At 60.4% G+C, this 10795-nt stretch carries 15 protein-coding genes and 1 pseudogene; 9 read left to right on the forward strand and 7 right to left on the reverse strand.

Annotation, left to right across the window (positions count from 1 at the left end):
- Window positions 1-63 precede the first annotated feature (63 nt).
- From AC2FM5_RS08375 to AC2FM5_RS08390, 4 genes are all read right to left on the reverse strand, one after another.
- Complete coding sequence (locus AC2FM5_RS08375) at window positions 64-768, reverse strand: lytic transglycosylase domain-containing protein (RefSeq protein WP_170372457.1); 705 nt, start codon at window positions 766-768, stop codon at window positions 64-66.
- A 72-nt stretch (window positions 769-840) separates the two neighbouring features.
- Entirely contained in the window at window positions 841-1269 is a 429-nt protein-coding gene (locus AC2FM5_RS08380; protein WP_170583013.1) for an Lrp/AsnC family transcriptional regulator, read from the reverse strand.
- Between the two features lie 56 nt (window positions 1270-1325).
- Complete coding sequence (locus AC2FM5_RS08385; RefSeq protein WP_170530139.1) at window positions 1326-2645, reverse strand: MFS transporter; 1320 nt, start codon at window positions 2643-2645, stop codon at window positions 1326-1328.
- Window positions 2645-2899 (reverse strand): metal-sensing transcriptional repressor, encoded by a 255-nt coding sequence (locus AC2FM5_RS08390; RefSeq protein WP_496735003.1) that lies wholly within the window; start codon window positions 2897-2899, stop codon window positions 2645-2647. Before AC2FM5_RS08390 ends, AC2FM5_RS08385 begins: the two co-directional genes overlap by 1 nt.
- 132 nt (window positions 2900-3031) lie before the next feature.
- On the opposite strand from AC2FM5_RS08390, the gene AC2FM5_RS08395 reads away from it, so the two are divergent.
- From AC2FM5_RS08395 to ptsN, 7 genes are all read left to right on the forward strand, one after another.
- Window positions 3032-3646, forward strand: coding sequence for a ribonuclease D (locus tag AC2FM5_RS08395; RefSeq protein WP_170343143.1), 615 nt, complete (start codon window positions 3032-3034; stop codon window positions 3644-3646).
- Window positions 3643-4611, forward strand: a complete 969-nt coding sequence (locus AC2FM5_RS08400) for a KpsF/GutQ family sugar-phosphate isomerase (protein ID WP_170342439.1) — start codon at window positions 3643-3645, stop codon at window positions 4609-4611. Before AC2FM5_RS08395 ends, AC2FM5_RS08400 begins: the two co-directional genes overlap by 4 nt.
- A gap of 12 nt (window positions 4612-4623) precedes the next feature.
- Window positions 4624-5223, forward strand: coding sequence for an LPS export ABC transporter periplasmic protein LptC (gene lptC, locus AC2FM5_RS08405; RefSeq protein ID WP_170359908.1), 600 nt, complete (start codon window positions 4624-4626; stop codon window positions 5221-5223).
- A 39-nt stretch (window positions 5224-5262) separates the two neighbouring features.
- Window positions 5263-5718 (forward strand): LptA/OstA family protein, encoded by a 456-nt coding sequence (locus tag AC2FM5_RS08410; protein ID WP_170342617.1) that lies wholly within the window; start codon window positions 5263-5265, stop codon window positions 5716-5718.
- The gene (gene lptB / locus AC2FM5_RS08415) at window positions 5718-6476 is read left to right on the forward strand and encodes an LPS export ABC transporter ATP-binding protein (protein ID WP_093963638.1); all 759 of its coding nucleotides are present in this window, start codon (window positions 5718-5720) and stop codon (window positions 6474-6476) included. Before AC2FM5_RS08410 ends, lptB begins: the two co-directional genes overlap by 1 nt.
- A gap of 252 nt (window positions 6477-6728) precedes the next feature.
- Entirely contained in the window at window positions 6729-7292 is a 564-nt protein-coding gene (gene hpf / locus AC2FM5_RS08420) for a ribosome hibernation-promoting factor, HPF/YfiA family (protein ID WP_170342438.1), read from the forward strand.
- 56 nt (window positions 7293-7348) lie between these two features.
- Window positions 7349-7813, forward strand: coding sequence for a PTS IIA-like nitrogen regulatory protein PtsN (gene ptsN / locus AC2FM5_RS08425; protein WP_170343139.1), 465 nt, complete (start codon window positions 7349-7351; stop codon window positions 7811-7813).
- 60 nt (window positions 7814-7873) lie between these two features.
- Here the strand turns inward: ptsN and dalA are convergent, their stop codons facing one another.
- Window positions 7874-8392, reverse strand: coding sequence for a divisome-associated lipoprotein DalA (dalA, locus tag AC2FM5_RS08430; protein ID WP_093963636.1), 519 nt, complete (start codon window positions 8390-8392; stop codon window positions 7874-7876).
- A 169-nt stretch (window positions 8393-8561) separates the two neighbouring features.
- On the opposite strand from dalA, the gene AC2FM5_RS08435 reads away from it, so the two are divergent.
- The gene (locus tag AC2FM5_RS08435) at window positions 8562-9161 is read left to right on the forward strand and encodes a L,D-transpeptidase (RefSeq protein WP_170365582.1); all 600 of its coding nucleotides are present in this window, start codon (window positions 8562-8564) and stop codon (window positions 9159-9161) included.
- 138 nt (window positions 9162-9299) lie between these two features.
- On the forward strand, window positions 9300-9482 hold the full coding sequence (locus tag AC2FM5_RS08440; protein WP_005979327.1) for a hypothetical protein: 183 nt from the start codon (window positions 9300-9302) through the stop codon (window positions 9480-9482).
- Window positions 9483-9556: 74 nt separating this feature from the next.
- On the opposite strand, the gene hemH is transcribed toward AC2FM5_RS08440, so the two are convergent.
- Entirely contained in the window at window positions 9557-10606 is a 1050-nt protein-coding gene (gene hemH, locus AC2FM5_RS08445; protein WP_170343137.1) for a ferrochelatase, read from the reverse strand.
- 55 nt (window positions 10607-10661) lie between these two features.
- Window positions 10662-10795 (reverse strand): annotated as a pseudogene (locus AC2FM5_RS08450) (SAM-dependent methyltransferase); the annotation flags it as partial.

Consider the following 10795-nt stretch of genomic DNA (forward strand, 5'->3'; position numbering starts at 1 on the left):
CAAGGCCAACGCCAGTAGAACGGTGGGTGAAAACAGGGATCGGGCGTCAAGCTTTGGCACGCGTCACTCCTGATCGAACGCGATGAACGCAGCAGCAGCGGCGGAGGAGGGAACCAATGAGCCCAAGCGGCCCGTCCCGGTTCGGCCACGACCGGGCGGGATCAAAGGCGCGGCCGCCCGGGAAAAAGGATCGCGGCCCGGGGGTCCCGGTTGCGCCAGCCGCACGCCGTCGAGATTGGCGAGGATGGTTTCAAATCGGTCCGTATACGCCTGTGCAAGGCCGGGCGTACGCGAGTGATAGGCGCCAACCGCATGCCCCCACGAACCCTGTTCAGTAAAAAGCGACTTCAGGAACTGCGCCGCGTAGGCAGCGTTCAGATCCGGATCAAACATAGCGTCTATGGACCGGAAGGCTTTGCCATGCCAGCGGTAGTTGATCTGGAAACAGCCAATATCAAAACTGCGCGCACCCGCTTTGAACACGTCGAAGACAAAGGCCTTGGCCTCGGTCTCGGTGGCGAACCAGTACCCTTTGCCCTCGACATTGACGGTCCAGGGCCAGGGTGTCAGGCGGCCCCTCATGCTGCGCCCGGTCTCGGTTCGAGTGACGGCCAACAGGATATCCTGCGGCACACCTTCGGCCATAGCCGCCCGGCGCGCGGCCCGGTCGCAGACATCAGTCGCGTGGCCATCCGACCATGCCAGGGCGGCAGGCGCGGCGGCGGTTAGCCAAACGGCGATCGAGATGAAAAACTTGAGCTCTGGCATTCTGCCGGTCCGGGGATTCTTGTGTCCGGGCCAAGCTAGCCAGTTTTGGGTTTACAGAGGGTTATCGGGACCTCAGCCCCGATCGATGCGGCGGCCGAACACAACGCTGGTGTTGGTCCGCAGCACTCCCGGGATCGCCGCTAGCTCATCAACCAGAATGTCCAGATCCTCGATCCGCGGCGCTTCGGCGGACAGCAACAGATCGAATTCTCCATTGATCGACAGGCACAGCTTGACCTCTGGATAGGCTTCGAGCCGCTTGATAATGCGGGCGGTTTCTTTCTGCTGTACCTCCAGCAGGACAACGACCTGGACCTTGGGCGTGTCCTCGGCCTGGCGCAGGATCACCGAATATCCGGCGATCACACCGTTTCTCTCCATCCGGCTGATACGTTCATGCACCGTAGTCCGGGCCACCCCGAGCGTTGCCGCGATATGGGTGGTCGAGGCGCGCGCGTTGTGTTGCAGCGCGGTAATGATGCGGCGATCAAGCTGGTCCATCGATGCTCCGTGTTCCGAAGGGATGGTTCGGGTGTATGCCAGTTTGGCGCCTGCGCTCAAGGCTGATGCGGGTATCGGGGGTGAAGGTCGTCGATGATGATCGGGTGGGCGTGCTCTGCCGATCCGGACAGGTGCGGATGGTCGACCGGCAGGTCCGGATGCTGGTGGATGACCGCGCCCGGCTCGGCGCGAGGCCATGCCAACAGAGCTCCGACCAGACCGCACAGTGACAGAACGGTCAACAAAGCCATGGCCACTGTCGCACCGAACGCTGTCATGACCCATCCGGCCAGCGGGTAGAGAACCAACCAGCAGGCATGCGACAGGGTGAATTGGGCGGCGAAGACGGCCGGGCGGTCTTCGGCGTGGGCCGACCGGGTCAGCAGGCGCCCCGACGGGGTCAGGGTTGCCGAGTATCCGAAGCCGACCAGTGCCCAGATTGCGGACAGCCCGGCAAGGCTCATGGGTACGGCTGCAGACAGGATCGCAGCAAACGCCATGGCCGCGGTGGCAATTGTCGCACCCGCCAGCATCACTTTGCGGTCCTCGAACCGCCGCAAAACCGCCGGCAAGGCAAATGCCGCCAGCATGGACCCGCTGCCGAATCCGGCCAGCGCGATGGCCACGGCACTATCGGACAACCCCAGGCTTGCACGCACGATGACGACGGTATTGACCAGGACCATCGCGCTGAGCGCTGCGGCGCTCCAGCTCAAAGCCAGCAACCCCCGAAGGCGTGGTGTGGCCAGATAGATCCGCAGACCACGGGTTGTGCGGTCGAAGATCCCGCGCGGCCGGACGGGCGTGGGTGAGGGAAGGGCAACCGACATGACCAACAAGGCCGAGGCGACAAAGCCGAGACTTGTTCCCAGAAACAGGCTGTCGAAGCTGACGAAGATCAGCAGGAACGCAGCCAGCATCGGGCTCACCAGACTTTCCAGATCATAGGCCAGGCGCGACAGCGACAGCGCCTTGGTATAGTCCTGCTGGTCGGTCAAAACGTCTGGTATCGTGGCTTGGAACGCCGGGGTGAACCCGGCTGAGGCAGATTGCAGAACGAAGATCAGAACGTAGACCTGCCAGATGTCGGTCACGAACGGCAGGCACAGCGCCACTGCGGCGCGGACGAGGTCCAGCGTCACAAGCAGTTTTCGCCGGTTCAGCCGTTCCGCAAAGGCCGCCGCCACCGGCGCGACCGAAACATAGGCAACCATCTTTATCGTCAGTGCCGTACCCAGAACCAGGGCCGCAGAGCTTCCGGCCAGATCGTAGGCCAGAAGCCCCAGGGCCACCGTGGCAAGACCGGTGCCCGTCAAGGCCACGATTTGCGCAGCAAGCAGGTGACGATAGACCCGGTTTTGCAGAACGCTCAGCATCACAGGTACTTGGTGATGGCCTTGAAGGCGTCGACCGAGTCGGCGTCGCCCGAAGCAAGGCAATGGTCGACATGATCATGGATCAGTGCCCGCTTGGCATTCGTGATCGCCTTTTCCACGGCGAAAAGCTGTTGAGCGATGTCCGGACAGGGCTCCTGGTCGTCCAGCATTGCGATGACCTTGGCCAGATGCCCATGTGCGCGTTTCAGGCGCGCGATGATCTGCGGGTGAGTTGAATGCTTGTGAGGGTTCATGCATTAACCCTATCCCCCCCATGGGGATACATCAAGCCTGCCGGAGATCAATCGCGGCATCGGTCCGGATGGCGTTGAGTTTGCAGGCCAAACACCCTATTTCGGGGACGATACCGAACGAAGGAAACACGTGTGGCGAACCATCTGTACAAGAACGACCTGCCCGATGGGCTGGATCTGGGCCCGATCGTGGCCATTGATTGTGAGACCATGGGTCTCAACCCGCACCGGGATCGCCTGTGCGTGATTCAGATGTCCGGGGGTGACGGCGATTGCCATATCGTGCAGGTCGAAAAGGGCCAAACCTCGGCGCCGAACCTGAGTGCCATGCTGGAAAACCCGGATGTGCTGAAGCTGTTTCATTTCGGGCGGTTCGACATTGCCGCGATGTATCATGCCTTCGGGGCGTTGGCCGCTCCGGTGTATTGCACCAAGATCGCCAGCCGCCTTGTGCGCACCTATACCGATCGTCATGGTCTCAAGAACCTGTGTCAGGAGTTGCTGGGCGTCGATATCTCGAAACAGCAACAGATGAGCGACTGGGGTGCCGAGACCCTGACCGAGGCCCAACTGGATTATGCGGCCTCCGACGTCCTGTATCTGCACCGTCTGCGTGATGCCTTGAACGCGCGGCTGGCGCGTGAAGGGCGCACCGAGATGGCGCAGGCCTGTTTTGACTTCCTGCCGATGCGTGCCAGACTGGATCTGGCCGGATGGCCTGAAACGGATATTTTTGCGCACTCATGACAGACAATGAATCCTTTCTGAAGGTTGCCCGTCAGGTAATCACCGACGAAGCCCGGGCTTTGGATGTTTTGGCCGACAGCCTTGACGACCGGTTTGCCGAAGCCGTTCAGCTGATCCTGCAGGCCACAGGGCGGATCATCATCAGCGGCATCGGCAAGTCGGGACACATCGGCCACAAGATCGCCGCAACCCTGGCCAGCACCGGCACGCCGGCCTATTTCGTCCATCCGGCCGAGGCCAGCCACGGCGATCTGGGGATGGTGTCGAAAGGAGACGTGGTTCTGGCGATCTCCAATTCGGGCGAGGCGCCGGAACTGGCCAATCTTCTGGCCTTTACCCGGCGGTTCGGCATCCCTTTGATCGGCCTGTCCAGCAAGCCCGAAAGCTCGTTGATGAAACAGGCGGACGTGCATTTGCTGATCCCCTCTCTGGGCGAGGCCTGCGGCTATGGGATGGTGCCGTCGATTTCGACCACGCTGACGCTGGCCATGGGTGATGCGCTGGCGATTGCGCTGATGAAATATCGCGACTTCAAACCAGAGGATTTCCGCGCCTTTCATCCGGGCGGCAAACTGGGCGCGCAGCTGAGCGCAGTACGCGATCTGATGCACAGTGGCGATGCGGTGCCGCTGGTTTCTGCCGATACACCGATGAGCGACGCGTTGATCGAGATCAGCCAGAAAGGCTTTGGCGTGGTCGGGGTGACGGACGCGGACGGCAAGCTTGCTGGCATCATCACCGACGGCGACCTGCGGCGCCACATGGAGGGGCTGCTGGACAATACGGCCGCTCAGGTCATGACCCGCAATCCGACCACGATCGCACCAGATTCGCTGGCCGAAGAAGCCGTGGCGATCATGAACGCGCGCAAGATCACCTCGTTGTTCGTCGTCGACCCCGAACAACCGGGATTGGCGCAGGGCCTTCTGCATATTCACGATTGCCTGCGCGTCGGGCTGGGCTGACAGGGGGCGCAGGTGGACCGCTATTCCCGAATGGTGCAGTTCCTGAAGGTTCTGTTGCCGCTGGCGGCGATTCTGCTGCTGTCCACGGTATTCCTGCTGTCGCGCAGCATCGAAACAAACGTCTCGGGTCCGTTCACCCAGCAGGATATCGACGAACGGCTTGAGGGGCAGCTTGTGACCCGCCCGAACTATCGGGGGACCACCCGCAAGGGCGAAGATGTCCAGGTCGAGGCGGTGCGGGCCAGCCAGGGAACTGCCGACAGCGATCCAAGAGCAACCGAATTCCGTGGCCGGTTCGGCCTGCTGAACGGTGGGGTGATCACACTGGACTCCAACTCGGGGTCGATCCGACCGGACAAGGCGACGGCCACCTTCACGGGGGACGTGGTGATCACCACCACGGACGGTATCCGGGTGACGACAGACCTGTTGAATACTTCATTGGACGAGATCCGGGGCGATACGCCAGGTCAGGTGCAGGGAACAGGACCAATCGGCAATTTCTCGGCCGGGCGGATGACATTCGGCGCTGAAAAAGACGGTGGACCGGTCCATATTCTTTTTACAGATGGCGTTAAGCTGTTATATGAGCCGAAAAAAGCCGAAAGATAGACTGTGTTTGATTTTCGTTTCGTCCTCGTTTGTTTCGCCCTGGCCGTGGGTTCGGTACCAGCGTCCGCGCAAGAAGCGCAGGTGGCCTTTGGGTCGGTGAAAGCCGATCCCAGTCTGCCGGTCGAAGTGACATCCGAGACGCTGAACGTCAATCAAGAGGACGGTTCGGCCGAGTTTCTTGGCAACGTCATTGTCGTGCAGGGCGAAATGCGCCTGTCCGCCGGTCGCGTGTTGGTGATCTACAACCAGGATCGGTCGGGGATCGAACGCATGGAGGCATCGGAAAACGTCGTGCTTGTCAGCCCGCCGGATGCCGCCGAAGGGGACTGGGCGGAATACACCATCGACTCGGGTGTGATCGTGATGAAGGGCAACGTTCTGCTGACGCAGGGGCCCAGCACGATCAGCGGCGACCAGATGATTGCGAACCTGACAAGCGGAACCGCGACCATGTCGGGGCGGGTCAAGACGATCCTTCAGCAGGGCGGCAATTGATGGCGGGCCCGCAACTGTCCGTTGCCGAAGGGTCTCAGGGTCTGAAGATTCAGAAACTGCGCAAATCTTATCGCAAAAAGACCGTGATCCGGGACGTGTCGATGACACTGGATCGGTCCGAGGTCGTGGCGTTGCTAGGGCCGAACGGCTCGGGCAAGACGACCACGTTCTATTCCGTTGCCGGGCTGGTGTTCCCTGAGGCCGGAACGGTCACGTTGGACGGTCAGAATGTAACCACGCTGCCGATGTATCGCCGGGCGCGCATGGGCATTGGGTATCTGCCGCAGGAAATGTCGATCTTTCGCGGCTTGAGTGTCGAGGACAATATCTCGGCCGTGCTCGACATTGCGGTTAAGCATGTGCACCGCCGCAAGGAACGTCTGGAAGAGCTGCTCTCGGATTTTTCGATCGAGCATTTGCGACGGGCGCCTGCCCTTGCATTGTCGGGCGGTGAGCGCCGTCGCGTCGAGATAGCCCGCTGTCTGGCCGCCGACCCCAAGTACCTGCTGCTGGACGAGCCATTTGCCGGCGTCGACCCGATCAGCGTGGGCGATATCCGGCATCTGGTGGCGGATCTGAAAAAGCGTGGAATCGGCGTACTGATCACCGACCACAACGTGCGGGAAACGCTGGAAATTGTGGACCGCGCCTATATCCTGCACGACGGCCAGGTGCTGATGTCCGGATCGCCCGACGAGGTGGTGGAAAACGAAAATGTCCGCCGCGTGTATTTGGGTGAAAACTTCAAGATTTCATAGGCTTAGCTGTGATTGCGCCAGGCGCATGACAGAATTCGCGTATATACACTCCTGTTTTGATTGACTCTTCTGCCGCCTCTTGGCTCAATTGGGACATGGCATTTTCGCGGTTCCAGACTGGATCTCGATCTCCCTTCTCCGAAGGGCCCTACCGAGGACAACCGCGAAACATGTCTCTACCCCCCACCCGATAAAAACAAGCATGTCACCTGACGTGACGTCATAATGGGTGTGAATTGTGAAGGAGATCACATGCGTTACCAAATCAGCGGCAAACAGATCGACATTGGTGCAGCCTTGCAGACACACGTGCAGGACGCATTGGGCGAGGTCGTGAGCAAATATGCTCAGCGACCGACGGATGCCAACGTCGTCTTTTCCCGTTCAGCGCATGAGTATGTGTGCGAAACCACCATACATATGTCCACGGGCCTGACAGCCCAGGCCAAGGCACATGCAACCGAAATCTATGCAGCATTCGAGGCGTGCTGCGAAAAGATGGAGAAACAGCTGCGTCGCTACAAGCGTCGCCTCAAGGACCACCATCGTGAACGGGCTCAGCCGGTTGAACTCTTCGGAGCGTCATCTTATATCCTCGCCTCGAACGAATCGGACGTGGCCGACGAACCCGACTCATTGCAGCCCATCATCGTGGCTGAGATGGAAACCAAGATCCCATCGTTGAGTGTCGGCGAAGCTGTCATGCAAATGGAATTGGCCGGCGCCCCGGTGCTGGTGTTCAGGAATGAAAACAAGGACGGATTGAACGTCGTGTATCGCCGGGATGACGGCAATATCGGCTGGATCGATCCGTAACAGGCAAGAATTGGGCGGGGCCCCCGGATTCTGGGGGCGTCGCCGTGGAGCAAAACATGGATTTGTCGAGCATACTGAAGCCCGAAGCGGTGCGCGTGCTATCTGCAGCGTCCAGCAAAAAACGGTTGTTTCAGGAAATCGGTGACGTCGCTGCGGGCGCACTCGGACTTGATCCGCAGACCATCGTAGACTGCCTGCTGGAGCGGGAAAGCCTTGGGCCGACCGGCGTTGGCCATGGTGTTGCCCTGCCACACGCCCGTTTGTCCGAGATCGACTCGGTTGCCGGCGTGTTCGTCATGCTGGAAAAGCCCATCGACTTCGGATCGGTCGACCGTCAGCCCGTGGATCTGGCCTTTGCGCTGTTCGCCCCGGAAGACGCCGGTGTCGAGCACCTCAAGGCCTTGGCGCTGGTATCGCGCACGCTGCGCGACGGCGCGGTCTGCTCGAAGCTTCGGGCCAACCCGGATCCGGTCAAGCTGTATGCGATCCTGACCACAGCCCAGTCCATGCAAGCTGCCTGAGACCTGTTAGAAAGAAAAAAGCCCCCGGTTTTCGGGGGCTTTTTTCGTCTGGGGCCATGCTTAACCGCCGGTTCCCATCTCGAGCGTCCACCAGATCTTCCCGCCGTTTTCCTGGTGCCATGCAAACCCCATCTGGGTTGCTTGCGGGTCCATGATCACCGATCGCGGACCCGGTTCCTGCATCCACGCGGCCAGGGTTTCGGTTTCGGTCTCGTAGGTCTCGGAAATCGCTTCACCCAGGAAACGCCCCGCATAACCGGCACGGGCCACCCGGTCGAGCGGCGAAGACCCATCAGAGCCGAAATGCCAGGGCCGGTTCTGCCGCGACATGTCCTTGGCGTGCGTCGCCGCCGCTGCGTTCAACTGCGCGTTCAACTGCACCGACTGCAGTCCCGACGCCTGCCGCAGGGCGTTTACGGAATCAAGCATGCGGAACTGCAGTTTTTCGGGATTTCCCCGGATCTTGTAGGCTTTGGGCAGCGGGCGCCCATCCGCACCAAGGGTTGAAGTGCCGCTCACGTCGGTACATGCCGCCAGCGCGACAAGGCAAATCAAGAGCAGGGAAAATATGCGCGTCATGATGAGTCCGGTTTGCTTGTTTCCAATTGGCAATACCCTGCCAGCGGCCCATGAGCAAAGGCTCAAATGCACGAACCCGCATGATTCTGCCGGTTTGATTTGCGACTGAAGCATTCTGGCAATAACATAGAGCGGATTCTTGCACATCTTTCGCAGAGGACCTGTCACCATGGTCAAGAAACGCGTTTTCTCTTCGTCCCGCCGCGGATTCCTCGCAGGCGCATCGTCTTTGCTCGCCAGCCCGGCGATCGCCCAATACATCCCGGGCGACCCACTGCGCCCTGCACCCGAGCCTGAACCGGCCGTTCGCCGCAACGTGTCGGGGTTCAAGGCGCAGCAGTGGCAGCCCTACTTCTCGAACACCCGGAACGGGGCGATTCTGGTCGACACCGTTTCCCGCGCTTTGCACTACTGGTCGGAAGACCAAACCGTCTACAAGCTGTACCCGTCGTCGGTTCCGCTGACCGAAGAACTGACCCGCCGCGGTCGCACAAGTGTCATCCGCAAGGTCGAAGGGCCCAGCTGGTCGCCGACGCCGTCGATGAAGAAAAGAAACCCGGAATGGCCGGATTACATCCCTCCGGGGCCCGATAACCCGCTGGGAACGCACGCGTTGTATCTCAGCTGGAAGTATTACCGGATCCACGGAACCCACGATACGCGGAAAATCGGCCGCCGGTCGTCGAACGGGTGCATCGGGTTGTTCAATGAGAACATCGCAGAGCTGTACGCCATGGCGAAGGTCGGGACGCAAGTGTTGCTAATTTGACGACATTTTCGCGCGCCAACCCGCTTGCACTGCAAGTTGCAATTGCATTCGTTCTGCTTTGCTGATTAGAAAAAACCACGAGGTAAGTCTTAGGTGTGTGGTTCCGCAATTGGGATCGCGCAAACTCTGGAGGTTAATATGAAGAAACTTGTACTCGCTGCTGCACTGACCGCTGCTGCTTCGACCGCATATGCTGGCAACCTGGAAGAGCCGGTTGTTGAGGCACCTGTTGTCGTCGAAGAAACCCAGGGCTCGTCGCAGGGCATCATCCTGCCGCTGATCCTGCTGGTCGTTGTTGCCGCAGCTGTTGCCGCAGGCTAAGTCCAACGGACTACGAAAAAAAAGAAAGGCGGTGGATTTCCACCGCCTTTTTTCGTGCTTGTTTTCGGGCCGGTTCAGTCCAGCCAGCCTTTGAGGTTGTCCTCGACAACCTTGCCCAAGGCCGCGATATGCGCGTCCTCGTCGTTGAGGCAGGGAATGTAGGTAAAGCTTTCGCCGCCGGCGTGCTCAAAGCTTTCGCGGATCTCTTCGTTGATCTCTTCCAGCGTTTCAATGCAGTCCGACGAAAATGCCGGGGCGATGACGGCGATATTCTTTTTGCCCTGCCGAGCCAGTTCCGCGACGTGGTCGACGGTGTAGGGCTTCAGCCATTCCTCGGGTCCGAATCGTGACTGGAAGGTGGTCACCAGTTGATCATCCGCCCAGCCCAGCCGTTCTTTCAGCAGGCGTGACGTCTTGGCGCACTGGCAGTGGTACGGGTCGCCCTGCATGAGGTACCGCTCCGGCATGCCGTGATAGGAACACACCAGAACGTCCGGCTTGGTCTCCATCGCGGCATAGGCCGTCTCGACCGACTGCGCGAGGGCGTCGATATAGGCCGGCTCGTCGAAATAGGCGGGCACCGTGCGGCTGGCGGGCTGCCAGGCCTCGTCCATCAGTGCGCGAAAGAACTGGTCGTTCGCGGTGGCCGTCGTGGCGCCCGCATATTGCGGATAGAGCGGGAAGAACAGGATGCGGTCGCAGCCCTCGGCCACCATCTGGCGGACCTTCGACTTGGTCGAGGGGTTTCCGTAACGCATGCAGAAATCCACCATGACCTTGTCGCCATACCGGTCCTGCATCGCCGCACGCATCTTGCCGGTCTGGTCCTTGGTGATGGTCATCAGCGGGCTTTCGCCCTTGTCGTGGTTCCAGATCGACTTGTACGCAGCGCCTGAGCTGAAGGGACGTTTGGTCAGGATGATGGCCTGCAGGATCGGCTGCCATTTCCAGGCCGGATAGTCGATCACCCGCCGGTCGGACAGGAACTCGTTCAGATAGCGGCGCATCGGCCAATAGCTGTAGTCGTCCGGGGTGCCGAGATTGGCCAGAAGAACGCCGACGCGGCCCATCTTCACTTTTGGGTGGTCTGCCGGAGCGTGTTCCGGGCGGGTGGCATCGAACATGGTGAGCTTCCTGAATTCTGGTTTAGAGGCTGAAATAATCGGTTCGGTCAGCGGGTCAATCGGACAGTTTGCCTTCTTTCGTGCCAAGGGCGTCGGCCAGTCTCATCTGGGCCGAGCCAGGGCGCAACGGCTTGGGCTGGCTGGCATCCGGCGCCCAGCCCGTCAGGCAGATCAGCTCGAACGTGGCAC

The sequence above is a fragment of the Ruegeria sp. BHSA162 genome (assembly GCF_059613385.1).